This window comes from Pantoea sp. EKM21T, assembly GCF_011800405.1.
GTDB classification, from domain to species: Bacteria; Pseudomonadota; Gammaproteobacteria; order Enterobacterales; family Enterobacteriaceae; genus Pantoea; species Pantoea agglomerans.
Genome location: NZ_JAALFV010000006.1, coordinates 229,013 through 251,775 on the forward strand (window position 1 = coordinate 229,013; position 22,763 = coordinate 251,775).

The following is a 22,763-nucleotide window of genomic DNA, read 5'->3' on the forward strand; positions in this document are numbered from 1 at the left end:
CGGATGATTAATGGCTAAAACCGCACTGAAATTTCGCTTACATCGTACCGTGATCGTTCTCATCTCGATGGCGCTGCTGGTCGTGCTGATGCAGGGCGCATCCTGGTTCAGCCTCGGCCATCAGGCGGCGCGTTCTGAACAGGTCGAGGAGCTGGCGCATACGCTGACCAGCCAGGTGGCGTTCAGCCTTAAGCCGTTGATGGACAACAGTGAAAATAACCGGACTCAGATAGAAGCCATTCTTAATCAGATGACGGCTAACAGCCGTATTCTGGATGCATCGGTCTATGACGGCGACGGCAGCCTGGTGGCGCACAGCGGTGAAAACATCAATGTCCGCGATCGGCTGGCGCTCGACGGCCAGCGCGCGGGCAGCTATTTCAACCATCAGATTGTGCAGCCGCTGGCCGGAAACGAGGGTCCGCTGGGCTTTTTGCGCGTGACGCTGGATACCCACGTGCTGGTCACCGACTCACATCAGGTCGATAACACCACCAATATTCTGCGTCTGATGATGCTGCTGGCGCTGGCAATTGGCATTATTCTCTCACGCACCCTGCTGCGCCACCGCCGCACCCGCTGGCAGCAGTCGCCTTTCCTGCTCACCGCCAGTACACCGGTGAAAGAGGATCGGGATGAGGACGACGAGAAGAAAGAGTAACGCTCCGGCTGCGGTAAAGATAAAACAAGAAAGGCCCGCTATGCGGTAATGCCAGTCAGTTAAGATTAGATTTGTAAAGGCTGTCACGGTCAAACGTGGCAGCTTTTTTTTTATGGGCGAGCGAGCCTCAGTGCGGGCCAGCGCAGGCTGGTGCCGGGCAGGGGCAGGCAATCCGCAGCGCTGAACAGAATGAGTCTGCCAGGAGAGCCCGCAGGACGCGGGCGAAAGGCGGGGCGGCACAGGATGTGCCATCCCCGGCGGTCCGTCAGGCAGAGGAATGAAGTGAAGGAACCGCGCAGCGGCGCGAGGACCGCCAGCCCCTGCCCGGCACCAGACGGCGTTATCACCTGTCACTTAACTGATCAGCATTACGCCTGGCGGGCGCGTTTTTTTATGGCTTTTCAGGGGCCATTGCGTACATAATCGCCAGCCATGGCACCCGACTTGCATCTGTTGATTCTACTGCAGCCTGCCGCAACGGTTTGCTCACTCTTCTGGTATCACATAACAGGCATTATGATTACGCGTCGACGCTTTATTCTCGGCACGGGAGCGCTCGGGCTCTCCATGACCACTGGCAAAATATTTGCCCGCGATGACATTATTCCCCTCTGGCCGGACGATCCGCCCGGCGGCGGCGGCCCATCGGGCCAGTTGCATATTAACAGCACCGGTTCCTGGTCAAATATCGTCAGCCCGGCGATTCAGCGCTTTAAACCTGAAAATCCCAATGGCGAAGCGGTATTAATTGCAGCGGGTGGCGGTTATCGCTGGATCGGCATGGGACGCGAAGCCTGGCCGGTCGCGCGCTGGCTCAATGCCAATGGCTATACCGCCTATGTGCTCAGCTACCGGCTGCCGCATGAGAAGTGGCAGGCGGGGCGGCTGGCACCGCTGCAGGATGCGCAGCGTGCCATCCGGCTGGTGCGATCCTTTGAGCGCAAGGTGCATGTGCTGGGCTTCTCGGCAGGTGGGCATCTGCTGGGGCTGGCGGCGGCGCGTCCGGACTTTGAATCCTATCCGGCCATCGATCCGCTGGATGAAGTGGTGCCCAAAGTCGACAGCGTGGGTCTGATCTATCCGGTCATCACCCTGGAAGCGCCTTATCAGCACACCAATACCCATCTGATGATGGTCGGCAAAAATGCCACGCCGCAGGATGAGGCGAACTGGTCAGTGCAGAACTACGTAACCCGGCAATATCCGCCGACGTTTCTGGCGCAGGCCGAGGACGATCACACCTCAAATCCGTTCAACACCGAGCTGATGCGCGATACCTGCCGCCGTAATCGTGTGCCGGTTGAGCTGATTCAGATCAGCAAAGGCGGGCATGGCTTTGGCCTTGGCAAGGCGGGCACGCCAGCGGCGTTATGGGATCAGGCTTATGTTCGCTGGCTGGATCGCGTGAGCTGAGTTGCACTGGCGCGGTGCACAACTGCACCGGGGGATCCGTTCTCCCCCTGCCTGGCGCAAGGTCACCAGATCGAAGGTGGCCTTTTGTCCCGGTCCCGGTTAATGCTGCGTCCTCTGTCATCTTAAATCTCCCAAACCCAAACCCAGCCCCTCAATATTGATATCAGCGGACTAGGCTGACAGGTCAGGGCGCATTAATAACTCATTCTTATTTATCACGTTAACGAGGATGTATGGAGCTAAGGGGCACTCACGCTTATTTCTGACTCTGTATACAATGAGATGACAATCTCCTGCCGTTAGTACGGTACAAAATAGCTAAATAAGGACGCTTTAATAATTATCTTAATAAACAAACGGATCTGATTAATTCCCGGGCAAAGAACATTCCTATCTCATATCTTTTGCTTCTGTTTTTCCGCCATTACTTTGCTTTTTCCACCGATATATTGCCAGTTGATACAGATCAAAAATTGGCCAGAAATATCAGATCTTATGGATTATAAAAAAACTAATGAAAGCGTTGAAGCGGGCTTGTTCGGATGACGCAATCGTCTTTCAATCCAAAGCGATTCTTCTTTTAAGCTTTATTTTGGCTGATTCTGCTACAGATGGTCGTAATAAAAACCGTAAGTTTTGAACTAAAATAAAAATCCCACTTTATTGTCTTCGTTAACGTTAGATGATTTCATAACGGCTACGCATAAGATGAGGCAAATCAGACAGCAATCCATCCTGGTCAGTTTATCGGTGGTTTCTGATTTAACTAAGAAATATTTAAGTTTTTCTTGTCGGCGATGATAAGCAACAACATCTTATTGCATTCTGTCGGATGAGTATTAAGGTCAGTCTGCTTCTCCGCCAGAACAGACTTATTTATTATTACTTTTATTAACGATGTGGCGAGGTGGATAGTCAGGATTTTAACACACAACAAAGCGTTATATGCATGACGATCATCGAGGCATCGCTATTACAGACCAGGAACAATGGAAAGGCGTGGCCAGGGCTGATTAAAAAGTAATGTACAAATAATGAAGGGATGTTTTTTAAATACCTGAATAAAAGTTATTATCTTGTTTTCATCATTGTTCTGGAGAACCTCATGCTACCGGGTAATGAAGTAAATTTTATTGGCTATCTTATTGAAGGGAACGTGGTTTATTTACACAAGACAAAGCGACTAATTTGTTTGAATGGGTATGGTGAAGATATCATCCTGAGAAAAACCATGGCGCACGTATTAGAGTATCTTTTTGAAAATGCTACCGTCGATGTTGTCACGGATTCGGAACTGATGGAGAACGTCTGGGATAAACATGGACTGAGTTCTTCTACGCAGCGGGTCTGGCAGGTTATGTCTAATTTAAAGTCGAAGTTCTTTTTTCTGGGTTTAAGTGATGATGTGATCCTGAGAGTTTCGAAGAAAGGCTATCTCCTCAAAAGCGACAGCGTGGAGAGGTTATTTAGCAGTCGTATCACTTCAGGCATTCATTAAGCACAGCGATAAATTCACTAACGATAATCCTGTGGAAATGGAGGCCGGGACTGTGAATATAATCGGTAGTCATTAAATAATTTCATATATAAATGGATTTAATTACTGTCGGTTCGGTTTTTCCGCTGTTAATCAGCCTGGCTCTTGCTGGGTGTTGAAAATATGAAGAGAAACGCAGGTTTTACATTTCGCGTCAGCGGGCGCATTAATTTTCGTTGAGCGCAGTTGCAGGAAAAAACTGGCCCTGATGACCAGTTTTTCCCAATAGTATTTTGTTCGGGGAATTAACGCATCGTCACAAACTCTTCCGCTGCGGTCGGATGGATCGCCACGGTGTTATCGAAGTCCTTTTTAGTGGCACCCATTTTCAGCGCCACAGCGAAGCCCTGCAGCATCTCATCCATGCCGAATCCGATACCGTGGATGCCGACAATTTTCTCATCTGCACCCACACAGACCAGCTTCATGCGACACGGCTGACGGTGCTGGGTTACCGCAGTGTACATGGCGGTAAATGACGATTTATAAACCTTCACCTGGTCGTCGCCATACTGTTCCCGTGCCTGCGGCTCGGTCAGTCCCACGGTACCAATCGGCGGATGACTGAACACCACCGTCGGAATATTGCTGTAATCCAGATGCTCGTCCGGTTTGTTGTTAAACAGACGCTCAGAGAGACGACGGCCCGCCGCGACCGCAACCGGCGTCAGCTCAACCGCACCGGTGTTGTCGCCTACGGCGTAGATGCCTGACACATTGGTGTTCTGGAATTTATCGACTTTGATATAACCTTTGTCGTCCAGCGCGACGCCAGCGGCGTCAATATTCAGGGCATCGTTGGCGGGCTCACGGCCAATCGCCCAGACCAGGCAATCCACGGTATATTCGCTGCCGTTTTCCAGTTGCAGCGTCAGGCTACCATCGCCGTTTTTAATCACAGCTTTTGGAATAGATTCGGTGTGCAGCGCCGGGCCTTCGCTGTTCATCACTTCGACCAGCGTTTCGGTGAGTAGCGGATCGAAGCTGCGCAGCGGCGCGTGTTTACGGACGAACAGATGCGTTTCCGATCCCAGCGCGTTAACCACGCCAGCCAGCTCAACCGCAATGTAGCCTGCGCCGATGACCGCCGTACGTTTTGGCAGCGCGTCCAGCTCAAAGAAACCGTCGGAATCAATGCCGTACTCTGCACCCGGTATAGAAGGGTGGACCGGACGACCGCCGGTGGCGATCAGAATATGGTTAGCCGTGATAATCTCGCCGTTGACTTCAACGCTGTGCGCATCGACAAAGCGGGCAAAGCCTTTGATCACTTCGACTTTGTTTTTACCCAGCACGTTGTCATAGGAGTTGTGGATGCGATCAATGTAGGCGCTGCGGTTTTTCACCAGTGTGGCCCAGTCGAAGCAATTCACGGTGGTGTCGAAGCCATAATCCGGTCCGTAGAGATGGATCGCTTCGGCGATTTGCGCGGCATGCCACATGATTTTCTTCGGCACGCAGCCCACGTTCACGCAGGTGCCGCCCAGCTCTTTCGCTTCAATCAGGGCACATTTCTGGCCATACATAGCCGCACGGTTAATTGAGGCGATGCCGCCACTGCCGCCGCCAATGGCGAGATAGTCGAAATGTCGGGTCATTGAAGTATCCATCCGGTTGCATAAAAAATTGGGGTTGAGTGTAACGCTGCGGGTCGAAATGACGCAAAGTTTGCGCCTATGATTGTAATAGGGTTCTGTTTTTTCACTCGCTTACAGGGAAGCATACCATGCACCTTACTTTTCTCGGCACCGGCGGCGGTGCTCCCAGCCTGCAACGTAACGTCACGTCTATTGCTTTTACCCGCGCGCTGAGTGGTGAAACCTGGCTGTTCGACTGCGGGGAAGGCACACAATTACAGTTTATGCGCTCCAGCCTCAAACCGGGCAAGCTGGATAAGATTTTTATCACCCATCTGCATGGCGATCATATTTTCGGGCTGCCGGGATTACTCACCAGCCGGTCAATGGCCGGGCTGACCACACCGATGACGGTCTATGGCCCCAGGGGATTAAAAACCTTTGTTGAGACGGCGCTGTCGATCAGCGGCTCTTACACCGACTACCCGCTGACCATCGTTGAGATTGAGGCGGGCTGGACGCTGGACGACGGTGAGTTTCGTATCAGCGCCTGGCCGCTGAGCCATCCGGTGGAGTGTTTTGGCTATCGCATTGAACAGCATGACAAACCCGGCCTGCTGGATGCCGCCCGGCTGAAAGCGGAAGGGGTGCCACGCGGCCCGTGGTTTCAGCAGCTGAAGCAGGGTGAATGCGTGACGCTGGAAGATGGGCGGGTAATCAACGGTGCTGACTATCTTGGCCCCGCGACACCCGGCAAAACGCTGGCCATCTTTGGCGATACGGCACCTACTGAGGTCGCGCTGCAACTGGCGGCCAATGTTGATGTGATGGTGCATGAAACCACGCTGGAGGCCGCGATGGTGGAAAAAGCCAACGGGCGCGGGCACTCCACCACACTGCAGGCCGCCGAAGTGGCAAAACGCGCCGGGGCAAAACGGCTGATCGCCACCCATTTCAGTTCACGCTATCTGGCAAAAGACATGAACCGCCTGCTGGCGGAGTGCCAGACGATTTTTCCCTGCACCGAGCTGGCCTGGGATCTGGCGGTTTTTAACCTCTAATGATGCAGTGCGGGATAAGTGAAAAACAGCAGATGGGTCAGGTTAAGGCCAAAATGCAGGGCGGTCGCCAGCCATAAGCGGCCGCTCCAGTGCCACGCCAGCCCATATAACAGCCCGGCCAGGGTGGCGAAGATCACCAGCAACAGGCCGCCGCTCAGATGCACCAGACCAAACAGCAGCGCGCTCAGTAACAGCGCAGGGATGCCGCCCACTACCTGCTTTAATCGCTGCTGCAGATAGCCACGAAACAGGGCCTCTTCCGCCAGCGAAACAAAGAACAGGTTGGCGAGCATAAATTGGCCCAGCCAGTCCGGCGTATGTTGCTCAAACGCTAATCCGCCCAATAATACCGCGCAGTACAGCAGCAGCGGAATGGCCGCGATCAGCGCCAGTGCGGCGGGTAGCCGATAGCGTGGTGGCGTGGCAGGCGCGCGAAACAGCGTCGGCAGGCAGGCCAGTAGTACAAAAGGAATAAGCGCTTTATCGAAGTTAAACCCGAAGCTGAAAGGCACGCTGCGCGGTCCGGCCTGCACATCCTCTGCCTTAAGGGGATTATTAAAGCCTGGAAAAAGATGGAGGAGCAACCCGATGGCGATCAGCACCAGCAGCGCTTCGGTCACTATTTGTCGTCGATGATGGTCACGGTCATAAATACGGAGTGCCACCACAGCGGCGGTGCCGGTAAACAGCAGCAGCACCGGCCACGCTAATACGTCCTGATAAAAACCCAGCAGTGTGGCGAGCGCCAGTAATAATAATGCCAGCCGTCGGGCCGGTTGCAGCGCGGCCAGCGCGCCAGCCAGTATGATCCACATGGTAAAGACCTGGTACAACGCCGCCGCACCGGTAGTGAGCGGCGTAGAAGACAAAGAGAGTTATTCGGGTACGATCTGGTTAACCGCGTAGTGGCCGGTACCCGTCGGAACCAGTTTCTGGTGCAGCCACGGCAGCAGGGTATTCATCTGCTGGGCCAGCTTCCACGGCGGGTTAATCACGATCATGCCGGAGGCGGTCATGCCGCGCTGATCGCTGTCCGGACGGGCCGCCAGTTCGATTTGCAGAATATTGCGAATGCCGGTCGCTTCCAGATCGCGCAGCATATGTTTGATTTGCTGGCGTAAAACCACCGGATACCACAACGCAAAGACGCCGGTGCCAAAACGTTTATGGCCTTCCTGAATCCCTTTCACCACTGCCTGGTAGTCGCTTTTCATCTCATACGGCGGATCGATCAGCACCAGACCGCGACGTGACGGCGGTGGCAGTTTCGATTTTAACTGCTGATAACCGTCGGCACGATCGACGCGGGCGCGGTCATCTTTGCTGAATTCGTTACGCAGCAGCGGATAGTCGCTGGAGTGCAGCTCAGTGAGTTGCAGTTTGTCATCTTCACGCAGCAGATGGCGGGCAATCAGCGGCGAGCCGGGATAATAACGCAACGTCCCGTTACGGTTTAATGCACGAATCGCATCAAAATAGGGTTGCAGCAATTCCGGCGCATCGGGCTGCTGCCAGATACGTGAGATGCCTTCCAGATATTCACCGGTACGCTCGGCGTGCTCGCCGCTCAACTGGTAGCGACCTGCGCCCGCATGGGTATCCAGGTAGAAAAACGGTTTCTCTTTCTCTTTCAGCGCCGTGATGATCAGGCTCAGAACGGTGTGCTTCAGCACGTCGGCGTGATTGCCAGCATGGAAGCTATGGCGATAACTCAGCATTGTTTATCCTGTTGAATGTATAAGGTTTTAATTGATGGAAAATCAATTTATACCAATTATTACCTCACGTATTACCCACAGAACGACGCACAGCAACCGACGCAGGAAAAGCATGAGAATCCGCGATTATATCAGGGATGACCTGTTGATGGGCCAGAAGCGTGATAACAAATCGGGATTACCGCAAGCCGCTCAGGGCGGGGCGTGTGGTTCCCGGCACGCAGTCAAGGAAAGCGACCGCAAATCCTCCCCGACGTGCCAGCCAGCATTACGTGCATGAGATAAAAGCGTGCATCTTCCGTGCTGCTATTCGCGCGTTTCTTCCCCACCTCATCCTGGCTGCCATTGATTTTCGCTACACTAAGCCGCATGTTACTTAGATTGCGTTGCGCGACCCGCTGCGCCCCATACATCTATAAAGGACTGCGCTATGACCAATCCGCTACTGACATCTTTTACGCTACCCCCTTTTTCTGCCATTAAGCCTGAACATGTGGTGCCTGCCGTGACGGAAGTGCTGAGCCACTGTCGCGCAGAAGTCGAAAAAGTCGTGGCGCAGGGTGCGCCGTATACCTGGGATAATCTGGTTCAGCCGCTGGCAGAAACTGACGATCGCCTGAGCCGTATCTTCTCACCGGTCAGCCACCTTAATGCGGTGAAAAACAGCCCGGAGCTGCGTGAAGCCTATGAGCAGACGCTGCCGCTGCTCTCTGAATACAGCACCTGGGTTGGTCAGCATGAAGGGCTCTATCAGGCGTATCGCAACCTGAAAGGGGGCGATCAGTACGCTGCACTGGATCTGGCGCAGAAGAAAGCGGTCGATAATGCCCTGCGTGATTTCGAACTCTCCGGTATCGGCCTGCCAAAAGATAAACAGCAGCGCTACGGCGAAATCGCCGCGCGCCTCTCTGAGCTGGGCTCGGCTTACAGCAACAACGTGCTTGATGCCACCATGGGCTGGAGCAAGCTGATTACCGATGAAAGCGAGCTGGCCGGTATGCCGGAAAGCGCGCTGGCGGCGGCGAAAGCACAGGCTGAAGCCAAAGAGCAGGAAGGCTGGCTGCTGACGCTGGATATCCCAAGCTATCTGCCGGTCATGACCTACTGCGACAACGCCGCGCTGCGTGAAGAGATGTATCGCGCCTATGCGACGCGCGCCTCCGATCAGGGTCCGAACGCCGGTAAGTGGGATAACGGCCCAATCATGGCGGAAGAGCTGGCGCTGCGTCACGAGCTGGCACAGCTGCTGGGCTTCGACTCCTACGCCGATAAATCGCTGGCGACCAAAATGGCGCAAAGCCCGTCCCAGGTAATCGACTTCCTTAATGACCTGGCGGAACGCGCCCGTCCGCAGGGTGAAAAAGAGCTGGAGCAGCTGCGCGCCTTTGCCCGTAAAGAGCACGGCGTGACCGAGCTTAATCCGTGGGATCTCACCTATTACGGTGAAAAGCAGAAGCAGCACCTTTACACAATCAGCGATGAGCAACTGCGCCCTTACTTCCCGGAAGAGCGTGCGGTCGCCGGTCTGTTTGAAGTGGTGAAACGCATTTACGGCATCACGGCGAAGCAGCGTAACGACGTTGAGGTTTATCATCCTGACGTGAAGTTCTTCGATCTGTTCGATGAAACCGGCGAACTGCGCGGCAGCTTCTATCTCGATCTCTACGCCCGCGAACATAAACGTGGCGGTGCCTGGATGGATGACTGCGTCGGCCAGATGCGTAAAGCCGATGGCAGCCTGCAGAAGCCGGTTGCCTACCTGACCTGTAACTTTAACCGTCCGGTGAAAGGCAAACCTGCGCTGTTCACCCATGACGAAGTGATCACCCTGTTCCATGAGTTTGGTCACGGCCTGCATCACATGCTGACCCGTATCGAAGCGCCTGGCGTCTCCGGTATCAGCGGTGTGCCATGGGATGCAGTGGAACTGCCAAGCCAGTTCATGGAGAACTGGTGCTGGGAACCGGATGCGCTGGCCTTTATCTCGGGCCACTTTGAAACCGGCGAACCGCTGCCGAAAGAGCTGCTGGATAAAATGCTGGCGGCGAAGAACTATCAGGCTGCGCTGTTTATCCTGCGTCAGCTGGAGTTCGGCCTGTTCGATTTCCGCCTGCATACCGAGTTTAATCCGGAGAAAGGCGCACAGATTCTGGAAACCCTGCGCGAAGTGAAAAGCCGCGTGGCAGTGGTTCCGGGTCCGGAATGGGGCCGTTTCCCGCACGCTTTCAGCCACATCTTTGCCGGTGGCTATGCGGCGGGTTACTACAGCTATCTGTGGGCAGACGTGCTGGCGGCGGATGCTTACTCCCGCTTCGAGGAAGAGGGCATCTTCAACCGTGAAACCGGTCAGTCCTTCCTGGATAACATCCTGACCCGTGGCGGTTCTGAAGAGCCGATGGAACTGTTCAAACGCTTCCGTGGCCGTGAACCGAAGCTCGATGCGATGCTGGAACATTACGGCATTCAGGGATAAGTCGGTTCGTGAAAATCTGTTTGCTCGATGAATCAGGCGCCGGAGACGGCGCCTTATCACGTTTAGCGCAGCGCTGGCAGCTGGAGCACGATGAAGACGCACTGCTGGCGCTGGTGCAGACCCCGACGCACCTTGAACTGCGCAAGCGTGATGAGCCAAAGCTGGGCGGCATTTTTGTTGATTTCGTCACTGGCGCGATGGCCCATCGCCGTCGCTTCGGCGGTGGACGCGGCGAAGCCGTCGCCAAAGCGGTCGGCATCAAAGGCGGTTATCTGCCGGATGTGGTCGATGCCACCGCCGGGCTGGGACGAGATGCGTTTGTACTGGCGGCGCTGGGCTGCCGGGTGCGAATGCTGGAGCGTCATCCTGTTGTCGCTGCGCTGCTGGAAGATGGATTGCAGCGCGGTTATCAGGATGCGGAAATTGGCCCCTGGCTGCGCGATCGGCTGACGCTGATTCATGCGGCCAGCGCGCAGGCGCTGGGGGATATCACGCCGCCGCCGGATGTGGTCTATCTCGATCCGATGTATCCCCATCGCCAGAAAAGTGCGCTGGTGAAAAAGGAGATGCGGGTGTTTCAGTCGCTGGTGGGGCCGGATGAAGATGCTGACGCATTACTGGAACCCGCTCGCCGGCTGGCGAAGAAACGCATCGTGGTTAAACGGCCAGACTATGCACCGCCGCTGGCGGGTATTGTGACGCAGGCGGCCGTGGTAACCAAAAGCCATCGCTTTGATATTTACCCACCGCTTTAAAGCATAAAAAAGCCGGCTCTGCGCCGGCTTTAATCATTTATACGGCGAAATTACGCCTCGTCTTCATCGCGCAGCGGCACAATCAGCATGTCGATATGCACGGTGTTGATCAGCTGACGGGCTGAGGACATCAGCTTGCTCCAGAAATCCTGATGATGACCACATACTACAAGGTCAACGTCATATTTTCTGATCGCGTCAACCAGTACCTGGCCGAGGTCGCCACTGCCGCTCAGCGTCTCACTGATCGGGTAGCCCGCCGCATCTGACAACCCTTTCAGCGCCGCATGCGTCTCTTCAGAGATACGCTTCTGCATATCCCCTAAGTTGACATCAATCAGGCCGGTGTAGAGGTCGGAGTAATTGACATCAACGTGAATCAGGGAAATTCTGGCATCGTACGGACGAGCCAGCGAGACGGCCTTATCCACCAGCAACTGGCTTTCGGGAGAAAGGTCTACTGCAATCAGGATATGTTTATAAGCCATGATAAAACTCCTTTCACGAGGTTAAGGATGGCATCCGGTGTTCCTGCCGCGTCACAGCTTAGCGAAATCCCTTGCGCGAGCGGGCGATGAGCGCCACCAAAGTGTCTACCTGCATTGCAGGTGATGATGTTGTTATGTCCTCAGTATAGCCTTCTCCCACTGTAAATGCTGCCGTTGCCGCCTGGCTTATGAATAAGATCAAGGCTATGCCAGATTTACTCGCGCTGAACGAAAATCATCGTTGGAAAAAATGTAAAGATTTCTCCTACACTGAAAAAAGGCGGTCCGATTCGCAACCGCTCAGGGGGTCGAAAAACTTTCGCAGTCCGGTGATTCAGTGGCTGGTTATTTCTGCAGGTGGACTCAGTATCTGACGCTGGGCCTGTTGCTGCGATTCCAGCCGGGAGGGGGAGAATATGATCAGCACTATTGCGCTTTTTTGGGCGCTTTGCGTGGTGTGTATCGTGAATATGGCGCGCTATTTTTCATCCCTGCGCGCCCTGCTGGCGGTCTTACGCGGTTGTGATCCGCTGCTGTATCAGTATGTCGATGGGGCGGGTTTTTTCACCTCTCATGGTCAGCCGAGCAAGCAGGTGCGGCTGGTCACTTATATCTGGGCAAAGCGCTATCTTGATCATCACGACGATGAGTTTATCCGGCGCTGCGAGCGGGTGCGTGGGCAGTTTATGCTGACCAGTGCGCTGTGCGGACTGGTGGTCATCAGTCTGGTGGCGCTGGCGATCTGGCATTAAAAAAGGGCGACTTGCGTCGCCCTTTTTTTAGCTGGCATCACACCAGTTTTAAGGCAATCCAGTAGAGCGAACCTGACAGCAGAATACAGACCGGCAGGGTGAAGATCCACGCCATGGCGATGTTCTTGATGGTCCGGCTCTGCAGCCCGCCACCGTCGACCAGCATGGTACCGGCAACCGATGAGGAGAGGATATGCGTGGTGGAGACGGGCATGCCGGTATAGCTGGCGACGCCAATCGACAGCGCTGCTGTCACCTGTGCTGACATTCCCTGCGCATAGGTCATGCCTTTTTTACCAATCTTCTCACCAATGGTGGTGGCAACACGACGCCAGCCAATCATGGTGCCGATGCCCAGCGCCAGCGCGACGGCCACAATAATCCAGATAGGCGCATACTCGATGGTGCCAAGCAGGTCGCTTTTCAGCTTATTGAGGAAGCGTTTGTCATCTGGCGAGGTTTCCTGCAGACGGGCCGCTTTATCGGCGGTATCGGAGATACACAGCAGCAGACGACGCATCTGACCGCGCTGATCAACCGTCAGCTGATCGTAGCTCTGCAGGTTATTCAGCAACACCTGCGCACCCTGTACCGCCTGTAATGCGCGCGCGCTGTCACAGTGGAACTCCTGCGGGCTGGTTGCTGGCACTTCTTCCGGCGTTGGCAGCTTAGGCGGTGCCATCTGGATGATGTGGGTCAGCGAGGCGTTATGCTGCTGATAATACTGCTCCAGGTGATTGACCGCATCGCGGGTTCGCGTGATGTCGTAACCGGAGGCATTCATATTCACCACGAAACCAGCAGGTGCCACGCCAATCAGGACCAGCATGATCAGGCCGATCCCTTTCTGACCGTCGTTTGCACCGTGCGAGTAACTTACGCCAATTGCCGAAACAATCAGGGCGATACGGGTCCAGAACGGCGGCTTTTTCTTGCCGTCGATCTTCTCACGGTCAGCAGGCGTCATATGAATACGCGCACGCTTTTTGGTATTGCTCCAGTAGCGACGCAGTATAAAGATTAAGCCGCCCGCCATCACCAGGCCGACAATCGGCGACAGGATCAGAGAAAGGAAGATGTTCAGCACTTTCGGGATGTTGAGCGCATCAACCACCGAGGTTCCGCTCATCAGGGCGTTGGTCAGACCGATACCGATAATGGCGCCGATCAGCGTATGGGAGCTGGATGCCGGCAGACCGAGATACCAGGTGCCGAGGTTCCAGATAATCGCCGCCAGCAGCATAGAAAACACCATGGCGAGACCGTGAGCCGATCCAACGTTTAACAACAGATCGGTGGGAAGCATATGAACAATAGCGTAAGCGACACTCAATCCACCGAGCAGCACGCCAAGGAAGTTAAATACACCCGCCATGACCACAGCAAGCTGGGCACGCATGGCACGCGTATAGATGACCGTCGCAACTGCGTTGGCCGTGTCGTGGAAACCGTTGATCGCTTCGTAAAACAATACAAACAGCAGGGCAAGAACCAATAACAGGCTAGTACTGAGGTCTAGACCAGCAAACAGATGTAGCATAAACGTTACGCCATTTTTGGAGGACATGAACGCGGCGCATTATCCGCGACAACGTGCTGTATGGGAAAGGAAAATATAGCGCTAATTTAACCTTTCGATGTAAGGCGTAAGGGTAACTCAGAGAAAAAGGGTTAGATATTAGACAGATACAATATGACACATTTGCGGCATTTTTTTGACGCTGGCGTCTCAGTGAGCAGATCACTACAATCTGCGCCTTTCCAGTTAAGTGAGCGAGTCGTAGTGGAACAGTTTGACGTTATCATCATTGGTGCCGGAGCCGCAGGGCTGTTCTGCGCCGCCCAGGCCGGGCAGCGGGGACGCCGCGTGTTACTGCTGGATAACGGCAAAAAGCCGGGACGTAAAATTCTGATGTCTGGCGGTGGCCGCTGCAACTTCACCAATCTCTACACCGAACCGGCGGCGTATCTGTCGCACAATCCTCATTTCTGTAAATCGGCGCTGGCGCGTTATACCCAGTGGGATTTTATCGATCTGGTTAATCGCCACGGCATCGCCTGGCACGAGAAAACCCTGGGCCAGCTCTTCTGCGACGACTCCGCCCAGCAGATTGTCGATCTGCTGCTGGCCGAATGTGACAAAGGCAATGTCACCCTGCGGCTGCGCAGTGAAGTGCTCAGCGTGGCGCGCGATGAAAGCGGCTATACCCTGCAACTTAACGGCAGCACGGTTCAGGCGGAGAAGCTGGTCATCGCCAGCGGCGGTCTGTCGATGCCAGGCCTGGGCGCCACGCCGTTTGGCTATAAAATAGCGGAGCAGTTCGGGCTGAGCGTCTTTCCGACGCGGGCGGCGCTGGTGCCCTTTACCCTGCACAAGCCGCTGCTGGAGCAGTTGCAGACGCTGTCAGGCGTCGCGCTGGAGACCACTATCGATGCGCAGGATGGCACCCGCTTCAAAGAGGCGATGCTGTTTACCCACCGCGGCCTCTCCGGCCCGGCGGTGTTACAAATCTCCAGCTACTGGCTACCCGGAGAATTCGTCACTATCGATCTGTCGCCTGCCACGCCGCTTGAGGCGTTTCTGACGGCGCAGCGTGAAGCACACCCTAATCTCAGCCTGAAGAACAGCCTGGCGAAAATCCTGCCGAAGCGTCTGGTGGAAGTATTACAGGCGCTGAAGGTGGTGCCGGATATCACTCTGAAGCAACTTAACAGCAAACAGCAAACCGAGCTGGCGCAGACGCTGCACGCCTGGCGCATTCAGCCAAACGGTACCGAGGGATATCGAACTGCTGAAGTGACACTGGGCGGCGTGGATACCACACAGCTCTCCTCGAAAACGATGGAGGCGCGTGCGGTGCCGGGACTTTACTTTATTGGTGAAGTGGCTGATGTCACCGGCTGGCTGGGCGGCTATAACTTCCAGTGGGCGTGGAGTTCCGCCTGGGCCTGCGCCCAGGCGTTGTAAGGCGCTTACCAGCGCTGATGCACGTGAGGCGCGATCTTCTCCTGATAGATCTGCTTCAGCGCCGCCATCGTATCTGCAGAGAGCGCATCGACATCGCTGGCGCGGGCATTGGCTTCAGCCTGTTCGCGGTTTTTCGCGCCAGGGATCACTACGCTGACATCTTCGTTCATCAGGATCCAGCGCAGGGCAAACATCGCCATGGTGGTGTCGCCAGTGACAAAGCGGCGAATCTCTTCAACCGCCTCCAGCGCCACCTCATAAGGTACGCCGGAAAAGGTCTCGCCTTTATCGAACGCTTCGCCATTACGATTAAAGGTGCGGTGGTCGTCATCGGCAAACACGCTGTCGGCACGCATTTTGCCGGTCAGCAGGCCCGACGCCAGCGGCACACGGGCGATGATCGCCACATCACGGCGTTTCGCTTCACGCAGCAGCAGTTCAGCCGGACGCTGGCGGAAAATGTTGTAGATCAGCTGAATTGACGAGACGTTTGGAAACTCCAGCGCCTTCAGACCTTCTTCAACTTTCTCAACGGAGACACCGTAGTGACGGATTTTTCCGGCAGCGACCATCTCATCCATCACCGCAAAGACGTCCGGGTTGTAGTAGACCTCGGTCGGCGGGCAATGCAGCTGCACTAAATCCAGCGTGTCGGTTTGCAGGTTCTCGCGTGAACGGTCAATAAAGGCGTTGAGGTTTTCAGCATTGTAACCTTCAGCCACATGTGGCGAGAGGCGACGCCCCAGCTTGGTGGCGACAAACGGACGTTCACCGCCGCGCTGATTCAGCACCTCTGCGATGATTTTTTCGGAACGGCCATCGCCATAGACATCGGCGGTATCAATAAAGGTGATGCCCGCATCCAGCGCAGCATTCAGCGCGGCTTTGGCATCCTCCATGCTCACTTCCCCCCAGGTTCCGCCAATGGCCCATGCGCCAAAGCCAATTTCGGAGACGCGCTGACCGGTACGGCCCAGTGTTCGTAGTTTCATGCAAACATTCCTCGATGCGTTTCAGACAGGGTGACAGAAAGCGGCTAACCAATGAGCTTAGCGCTTCCTGGCAGAGAGGCGATGTGACGTCGTTGCAGACCTGCACGGTAAAAATACGATGCTGCTACGCCATGCTGCTGGTTACGTTGAAGATTTCAGCGGAAAACGGCATGGGCAAGGTGACTACCGCTTCGCTAATTAATTGATTTTAAGAAATTTCACCCGAAATTAAACAGGCGAGAGTGTGGATTCGGTCACATACTTCAATTTTAAGGCCAACAAGTGGATCGCTATGTTTAAATTTGTTAAGTCGGTCTTTGCCAGTCCGGATAAGTTTCTGCAGATCATGACCCGTCAGGATATCAACGACTCGATCGCTGAAGGTGAGCGCATCATTATTGATGAAAACGGCAATATCTCGGTCAACACGCTGAGCGAGGAAGTCCATGAAGATTTTGCCCGCCACGTGAATACGTTAAAGGGAGTGTGAGGTGGGTACCGCAATATTTATGGTGTTGATGGTCAGTGGTTACTGGTACACCAGCCGTGATTTGAACAGCCGCTTTAAAATCCGTCGTTCGTCGGGCTGGGATGTCTATTTCCTGGTCGCGCTTTACGGTTGTATTTTCGTCCTGCAGGGTGTGTTTGCGACCGGTATCATCTGGCTGGTGCTGCTCTGTATCTCCGGCATCGCCAACGCCGTCCAGATGATCCCCGGCGTCCACCTGAAGTGGCAGGTGGAGTTTATGAACTGGAGTTTCCTGGGCATCCAGGCTCCCGTGGTGATCATGCTCACCTTTGCCATTCTTCTCTGCCTTTACCGCTCAAACTGGGCAGGCAGTGCACGACTGAACGTTTCCGGTCGTAAAGACCTCTATCAGCAGCTGTCACGCTCTAATGGTGTGGAGCAACTGTTATTTCAATGCATGGAAGAGGGCGAACTGGCGTGGATTACAATGAAGTCGCGCCGCATTTACATTGGCATGATCCATGCTTCAACTTTTGAATATGAGAGCACCAAAAATATCGTGCTGATCCCGATGCTGAGCGGATATCGCGACAGCAAGACGCTGAAGCTGGCGGTGGAACATAACTACAGCAAGTGGTACGCCGAGCACGACATCACGCTCGACTCGAAACCCAAAGATGCGATGTCGTTCCGTAAAGTGATCATGGTTGACCAGATTGAGAGTCTGTCGCTGTTCGACCCGGCCAGTGCGGCTGCGCTTTCGATGGGACATCCGCAGGAAGTGGAGAAGAGCCAGGGTAATGACGATGCGGACAGCCCGGACGATAAAAGCCGGGATGCCGCGGGTTAATCGAGCCCGATCTGTTTCCCTTAATGACAGCGCTTCATCAGGGGAAACAGATTCCACCTCACACCATATTTTCCGCCGTAAACAGCCGAAAGGCCACTTTGCCCGCCTGATAGACATCCGGCTGATAGCCGGTTTCGAGATGACTCAGCATCAGATCAATCGCTAAACGGGCATGCTGCTGAGCATGCTGATCCAGGGTAAAGGCCACTTCATCGTTCAGCAGTAGCTGGCGGGTGACATCATAAAGCTCATGGGTGATGTAGGTGCATTTACCCAGCAGCTGGTGGGCGCGCAGGGTGTCGCTGACATCACTATTCCCCATGCCGGTGTTATAAACCCCTGCAATCGCCTGCGACGGACGCAGATGGCGGGCCAGCTCACTGCGGATGGTTTCCCGCTGATCCTGACCCGACAGCACTTCCCGCAGATGACGCTGCGGCGCGCGCTGCTCCATGGCCTCACGAAATCCCGCGATGCGCTGACGATGGGCGCGGTAATCAAAACGGCCACTGACCATCAGAATATCGCCGGGCTGATTCACTGTCTTACTCATCAGCAGTCCGGCTGTGCGTCCCGCCTGATACTGGTCGATACCAACATGACACAAACGGTCGGCATCGGGCAGATCGGTGACGATGGTGATCACCGGCACATTGCGGCTGCGGCACAGCGCCAGTGCCCGATAGATGGGCGGCGAGTCATGCGCAAAAACAATGATGCCGTCGCGGGTGCTGCTGCGGGCGATAATGCTTTGCGCCAGCTGCTCAGGCTGCGCTTCGGCCACCAGGGTTTTGTGTAGTTTCAGGCGGCGATAGCCAAGCTGACTGGCGACCTCGCTGAAATGGGTGGTGAGCTGTTGAAAAAAGGATGAGCCGTTATTGCTGAGGAACACCTCAATCTGCCACGGATGCTGGTACTCCTCTGGCAGCAGACGCTTCAGCCCCACTTCGCGTGCGGCTTTCAGGACTTTACGGCTGGTCTCCAGGGAGACGCCGCCGCGCTCATTCAGCACCCGATCGACCGTCGCAATCCCGACGCCTGCCATTTTTGCCACCACCTCTAAGGTGAGCTTTTTCATTCAGACTCCATGCGAAAATGGCAAATTGACTGCTGCCTGCCAGACTGTTTATCTCTTCTAACCGGTTAAAAGTAAAAGATAAAGCGATTTAATGATGGAAAACCATCAACAGCGCTACGCCGTGGGGTTTTACCTGCAGTGCGGTCGTCTGGCTAAAAAGCACAACTGGCCGCTGCCTGGGCAGATTTACCGTTAAGCTTGTGACGAGACAATCAACGAGGAATGAATATGGCTCAGCAAAAAGAGGTTCTGATTATTGGTGCTTCACGCGGTATCGGTCTGGCGGTGGCGCAGGCCTTTGCCGATGAGGGCTGGCAGGTCACGGCCACGCATCGCAGTGGCATCCCGGAGCAGGGTAACCGGCCAGACATTCACTGGCATTCGCTGGATATGACCCACTCATCAGCGGTTCAACAGTTTGCCAGCCAGCTCAGTGGCAAGTCGTTCGATGCGATTCTGATTAACGCCGGGATTTCCGGGCCTGCGCACCAGAAGGTGTCGCAGAGTGACGATCAGGCGCTGGCGCAGCTGTTCCTGACCAATGCGATAGCCCCGGTTCGCAGCGCAGAGATCCTGTTGCCGCTGCTGAAACAGGATGGCGTGCTGGCGCTGACCTCATCCCAGCTCGGCAGCCTGAATGAAAATCCGGAGGCGCAGATGCCGATTTACTCGGCAAGCAAAGCCGCACTGAATATGCTGAGCCGCACGCTGACTCCGGCAGTGGAAGCGCAGAGCGGGACGCTGCTGACGCTGCATCCCGGCTGGGTGAAAACGGATATGGGCGGCGAGAGTGCGCCCCTGACGGCAGAAGAGAGTGCCGCCGGTATCGTCCAGCAGCTGATCCAGTGGCGCGGTCGCGGTGGTCATCACTACGTCGATTACGCCGGCCAGCAACTGCAGTGGTAGCCTGAAGCGGGGCGGTTACGCCCCGATGTCACGCAGCGCTTTACCCTTCATCAGATTGCGTTCAATGTGCTCCAGCGTCACATGTTTGGTCTCCGGTACCAGCATCAGCGTCAGCACGATAAACACCAGGTTGAGCGCGCCGTAGAACCAGAAGGTGTTGGCATTACCCAGTTGATCCAGCATGGTCAGGAAGGTGGCGCCAACAATCATATTGCCGACCCAGTTAGTGGTGGTGGAGGCGGTAATGCCGAAATCACGCCCTTTCAGTGGCTGAATCTCTGAACAGAGCAGCCAGATCACCGGTCCGGCCGCCATCGCAAAGCCGACGATAAACATCAGCAGCATCGCGACAGCAAAGTATTTGCGGAAATCTGTTTCAACGCCGATGTGCAATAGCGTTCCCAGCACGCCCATGCCAACCGCCATCACCAGAAAACTGGTGGTGAGCATCGGCTTGCGACCCCAGCGATCGACAAAGAAGATTGCAATCAGCGTGGCCAGCATATTGACCAGCCCGACAATCACTGTGCCCCACATCTGCTCGCTGGTGCTGGAGAAGCCGGCGATGTTGAAGATTTTAGGTGCGTAATACATCACCACATTCATGCCGGTAAACTGCTGCATAACCTGTAGCAGCATACCCAGCCACACCGCGCGGCGGAAATTGCCATTAGAACGGAACAGCGACCAGCCGCGCTGCTTCACCTGCAGGCTTTCCCGGATCTCTTCCAGTTCCTCCCGGGCCTGTTCGCTGCTGTTACGCAGCCGATCCAGCACCCGCTGCGCCTCGTTAAAGCGTCCGTGCGCCGCCAGCCAGCGCGGACTGTTGGGCAGAAACAGCACGCCGATAAACAGGATCACCGCCGGAATGGCGATCACGCCGAGCATCCCGCGCCAGTTACCGCTGTAGCTGAACGCGGTGTCGGAGAGATAGGCCACGACAATGCCAGTGGTCAGCATCAGCTGGTACATCGAAATCATTGAGCCACGAATACGTTCAGGCGCAATCTCCGCCAGATAGAGTGGCGCGGTGTAAGAGGCGATCCCCACCGCCAGACCCAGCATCACGCGGGCACAGACCAGCGACGCCACATCCGGTGAGAAGGCTGACCACAGCGAGCCAATGACAAACAGCGTCGCCCCCGCCAGCATACTTTTCTTGCGTCCCAGCTTTGATGACATCCAGCCCGCCGCTAGTGCGCCCAGCGCCGCGCCAAACATCATCGAACTCACTACCCACTCCTGCTGATGGTTAGTGATCTGCAAATCCTTCGCCAGAAACGGCAAGGCACCTGCAATGACGCCGATATCCAGACCAAACAGCAGGCCGGACAGCGCAGCCATAAAACAGACGAACCAGGTAAAGCGGTTCTGTTGATTTCCCGATTTTTTTGCCGCGACCATGCGAGTCTCCTTGCGGGGGGTCAGTGTCAAGATTGTTAATGTTATGTAAACATAGTCGATGCCAGCGTGGGGGCGATCACACTTCCGGCTATCACCGGTGCCACACAGCATTGCTGCGATAAGAAAGCATCAGAGATCAGCGGGTTGGTTCAGGAGAGGGAAACCGCGGCCGGGGCACGATTACGCAAAACAGGGCGCGTCAGGTCAGGTTTTGCAACTGCCCGCCTGCGGCATTACACTGCCGCTTTACTGCTATTGATTGAAGGTGCTTATGTCTGAACCTTTCCAGCGTCAGCCGCTGCCTCTGCCGGGCGGCCATAAAAAAGTCCTGCTGCACTCCTGTTGCGCACCCTGCTCGGGTGAGGTGATGGAAGCGATGCTGGCATCCGGCATTGAATACACGATCTATTTCTACAACCCGAATATTCACCCGCTCAAAGAGTATGAGCTGCGTAAAGAGGAGAATATTCGCTTTGCCGAAAAATTTGGTGTGCCGTTTATTGATGCGGACTATGACCGGGATAACTGGTTTGAGCGGGCGCGCGGCCTGGAGTGGTCACCGGAACGGGGTGAACGCTGCACCATGTGCTTTGATATGCGCTTTGAACGTACGGCACTCTATGCCCATGAGAACGGTTTTCCGGTGATGACCAGTTGCCTGGGTATTTCGCGCTGGAAAGATATGAAGCAGATTAACAGCTGCGGAGTCCGCGCAGCGGCGGCGTATCCGGATCTGATGTACTGGGATTTTAACTGGCGTAAAGGTGGTGGGTCATCGCGCATGATTGAAATCAGCAAGCGCGAGAGTTTCTATCAGCAGGAATATTGTGGCTGTGTCTATTCACTGCGCGACACCAATCGTCATCGCGTCACCCAGGGACGTGAGCGTATTCAGATTGGTGTGCAATATTATCAGCCGGATGAATCCTGATTAACCTATTTCGCGGAAAGCGTCTGATGGCGCATATCCACGCGCTGAGCGCGTAACAGGCCGGACTGTTACGCCACAGCTCTGCTTTATCCTTTCCGCCCGACCGTAACTGCACAGCGCACAGGGATCATCAACGTCGGCCAGCTGCTGCTTTGCCTCGTCCTTCATCAGACGTTTACGGCAGACGCTCGGCGTGCAACCCATAATCTGCTTAAAAGATCGGGTAAAGGATTGCTGGCTTTCAAAATGGTATTTCAGCGCCAGGCTGATGATGGGCGTGCGGCTGTTTTTTAAATCATGAACACTGGCGTTAAGCTTTTTCTTACGAATATATCGCGCCAGGGTTTCATTATGATAACGGGCAAAAAGTTTCTGTAAATACCACTTAGAGTAACCCGCCTTTTCTGCAATATCATCAACGCTTAAACGCTGATCCAGATTATTATTAATCCACTCAGTGATAGAGACGATCACGCTTTCGTTATATTTATTTTCGTTCATAGAACCCCCTGTTTGATTTAAGAAGATTCTAAAATATTTATCTTAATGTGCTTATTCTTTGCGTAAAGATTTTTCAGGATTTTAATCGTTATCTCTGAAGATATTCATTTGAGGGGGTGTTATTAATAAAAAAGATGAATTGTGATTAATCTGTTGGTAATTGTAGGTGAATGAATAAGTGGTTCCGCGGGACAATAATCAAAATGAGCCGTGAGTCCGCAGCCAGACT

General features: G+C 54.8%; 21 protein-coding genes. 12 read left to right on the plus strand and 9 right to left on the minus strand.

Features of this window, described 5'->3' with window-relative positions:
• Positions 1–10: 10 nt before the first annotated feature.
• The 3 genes from HFD87_RS14165 to HFD87_RS14175 all read left to right on the plus strand — a co-directional run bounded on the left by HFD87_RS14165 (position 11) and on the right by HFD87_RS14175 (position 3,572).
• Positions 11–661 carry a YtjB family periplasmic protein gene (locus HFD87_RS14165; protein ID WP_010253606.1) on the plus strand — a complete coding sequence of 217 codons (651 nt, stop codon included), beginning with the start codon at positions 11–13 and terminating at the stop codon, positions 659–661.
• Positions 662–1,177: 516 nt separating this feature from the next.
• The gene (locus tag HFD87_RS14170) at positions 1,178–2,074 is read left to right on the plus strand and encodes an alpha/beta hydrolase (RefSeq protein WP_022623984.1); all 897 of its coding nucleotides are present in this window, start codon (positions 1,178–1,180) and stop codon (positions 2,072–2,074) included.
• Positions 2,075–3,179: 1,105 nt separating this feature from the next.
• A complete protein-coding gene (locus HFD87_RS14175) occupies positions 3,180–3,572 on the plus strand; it encodes a helix-turn-helix domain-containing protein (protein WP_243207482.1) in 393 nt (130 codons plus the stop codon).
• A gap of 284 nt (positions 3,573–3,856) precedes the next feature.
• Here the strand turns inward: HFD87_RS14175 and gorA are convergent, their stop codons facing one another.
• Entirely contained in the window at positions 3,857–5,209 is a 1,353-nt protein-coding gene (gorA, locus tag HFD87_RS14180) for a glutathione-disulfide reductase (protein WP_167423578.1), read from the minus strand.
• A 128-nt stretch (positions 5,210–5,337) separates the two neighbouring features.
• Between gorA and rnz the strand changes: the two genes are divergently transcribed.
• Positions 5,338–6,249, plus strand: coding sequence for a ribonuclease Z (gene rnz / locus HFD87_RS14185; protein WP_022623987.1), 912 nt, complete (start codon positions 5,338–5,340; stop codon positions 6,247–6,249).
• On the opposite strand, the gene HFD87_RS14190 is transcribed toward rnz, so the two are convergent.
• Both HFD87_RS14190 and HFD87_RS14195 read right to left on the minus strand, forming a co-directional pair.
• Positions 6,246–7,064 carry a CPBP family intramembrane glutamic endopeptidase gene (locus HFD87_RS14190; RefSeq protein WP_167423604.1) on the minus strand — a complete coding sequence of 273 codons (819 nt, stop codon included), beginning with the start codon at positions 7,062–7,064 and terminating at the stop codon, positions 6,246–6,248. The genes rnz and HFD87_RS14190 overlap by 4 nt on opposite strands.
• Before the next feature lie 60 nt (positions 7,065–7,124).
• On the minus strand, positions 7,125–7,967 hold the full coding sequence (locus HFD87_RS14195) for a 23S rRNA (adenine(2030)-N(6))-methyltransferase RlmJ (RefSeq protein WP_167423579.1): 843 nt from the start codon (positions 7,965–7,967) through the stop codon (positions 7,125–7,127).
• A gap of 430 nt (positions 7,968–8,397) precedes the next feature.
• On the opposite strand from HFD87_RS14195, the gene prlC reads away from it, so the two are divergent.
• Entirely contained in the window at positions 8,398–10,440 is a 2,043-nt protein-coding gene (gene prlC / locus HFD87_RS14200) for an oligopeptidase A (protein WP_167423580.1), read from the plus strand.
• Between the two features lie 8 nt (positions 10,441–10,448).
• Positions 10,449–11,195 carry a 16S rRNA (guanine(1516)-N(2))-methyltransferase RsmJ gene (rsmJ, locus tag HFD87_RS14205; RefSeq protein ID WP_010253398.1) on the plus strand — a complete coding sequence of 249 codons (747 nt, stop codon included), beginning with the start codon at positions 10,449–10,451 and terminating at the stop codon, positions 11,193–11,195.
• 50 nt (positions 11,196–11,245) lie between these two features.
• Here rsmJ and uspA read toward each other — a convergent pair whose 3' ends face one another.
• Positions 11,246–11,683, minus strand: a complete 438-nt coding sequence (uspA, locus tag HFD87_RS14210) for a universal stress protein UspA (RefSeq protein WP_010253396.1) — start codon at positions 11,681–11,683, stop codon at positions 11,246–11,248.
• 416 nt (positions 11,684–12,099) lie between these two features.
• On the opposite strand from uspA, the gene uspB reads away from it, so the two are divergent.
• Positions 12,100–12,435, plus strand: coding sequence for a universal stress protein UspB (gene uspB, locus HFD87_RS14215; protein WP_010253393.1), 336 nt, complete (start codon positions 12,100–12,102; stop codon positions 12,433–12,435).
• A 37-nt stretch (positions 12,436–12,472) separates the two neighbouring features.
• On the opposite strand, the gene pitA is transcribed toward uspB, so the two are convergent.
• Entirely contained in the window at positions 12,473–13,975 is a 1,503-nt protein-coding gene (gene pitA, locus HFD87_RS14220) for an inorganic phosphate transporter PitA (RefSeq protein WP_010253391.1), read from the minus strand.
• A 243-nt stretch (positions 13,976–14,218) separates the two neighbouring features.
• Between pitA and HFD87_RS14225 the strand changes: the two genes are divergently transcribed.
• Entirely contained in the window at positions 14,219–15,403 is a 1,185-nt protein-coding gene (locus HFD87_RS14225; protein WP_010671506.1) for an NAD(P)/FAD-dependent oxidoreductase, read from the plus strand.
• Positions 15,404–15,408: 5 nt separating this feature from the next.
• Here HFD87_RS14225 and HFD87_RS14230 read toward each other — a convergent pair whose 3' ends face one another.
• The gene (locus HFD87_RS14230; RefSeq protein WP_167423581.1) at positions 15,409–16,395 is read right to left on the minus strand and encodes an aldo/keto reductase; all 987 of its coding nucleotides are present in this window, start codon (positions 16,393–16,395) and stop codon (positions 15,409–15,411) included.
• Between the two features lie 292 nt (positions 16,396–16,687).
• On the opposite strand from HFD87_RS14230, the gene HFD87_RS14235 reads away from it, so the two are divergent.
• Both HFD87_RS14235 and HFD87_RS14240 read left to right on the plus strand, forming a co-directional pair.
• On the plus strand, positions 16,688–16,885 hold the full coding sequence (locus HFD87_RS14235; RefSeq protein ID WP_010253388.1) for a hypothetical protein: 198 nt from the start codon (positions 16,688–16,690) through the stop codon (positions 16,883–16,885).
• 1 nt (position 16,886) lies between these two features.
• Positions 16,887–17,714, plus strand: a complete 828-nt coding sequence (locus tag HFD87_RS14240; RefSeq protein WP_010253387.1) for a hypothetical protein — start codon at positions 16,887–16,889, stop codon at positions 17,712–17,714.
• A 58-nt stretch (positions 17,715–17,772) separates the two neighbouring features.
• Here HFD87_RS14240 and HFD87_RS14245 read toward each other — a convergent pair whose 3' ends face one another.
• Positions 17,773–18,792 (minus strand): LacI family DNA-binding transcriptional regulator, encoded by a 1,020-nt coding sequence (locus HFD87_RS14245; protein WP_010253385.1) that lies wholly within the window; start codon positions 18,790–18,792, stop codon positions 17,773–17,775.
• 228 nt (positions 18,793–19,020) lie between these two features.
• Here HFD87_RS14245 and HFD87_RS14250 point away from each other — a divergent pair, with 228 nt between their 5' ends.
• Positions 19,021–19,698 carry an SDR family oxidoreductase gene (locus HFD87_RS14250; RefSeq protein ID WP_010253382.1) on the plus strand — a complete coding sequence of 226 codons (678 nt, stop codon included), beginning with the start codon at positions 19,021–19,023 and terminating at the stop codon, positions 19,696–19,698.
• Positions 19,699–19,713: 15 nt separating this feature from the next.
• Here HFD87_RS14250 and HFD87_RS14255 read toward each other — a convergent pair whose 3' ends face one another.
• Positions 19,714–21,102, minus strand: coding sequence for a sugar porter family MFS transporter (locus HFD87_RS14255; RefSeq protein ID WP_163851034.1), 1,389 nt, complete (start codon positions 21,100–21,102; stop codon positions 19,714–19,716).
• A 271-nt stretch (positions 21,103–21,373) separates the two neighbouring features.
• Here HFD87_RS14255 and HFD87_RS14260 point away from each other — a divergent pair, with 271 nt between their 5' ends.
• Positions 21,374–22,033 (plus strand): epoxyqueuosine reductase QueH, encoded by a 660-nt coding sequence (locus HFD87_RS14260; RefSeq protein ID WP_022623997.1) that lies wholly within the window; start codon positions 21,374–21,376, stop codon positions 22,031–22,033.
• On the opposite strand, the gene HFD87_RS14265 is transcribed toward HFD87_RS14260, so the two are convergent.
• Positions 22,034–22,534, minus strand: coding sequence for a helix-turn-helix domain-containing protein (locus tag HFD87_RS14265; RefSeq protein ID WP_064691023.1), 501 nt, complete (start codon positions 22,532–22,534; stop codon positions 22,034–22,036).
• Between the last annotated feature and the right edge of the window lie 229 nt (positions 22,535–22,763).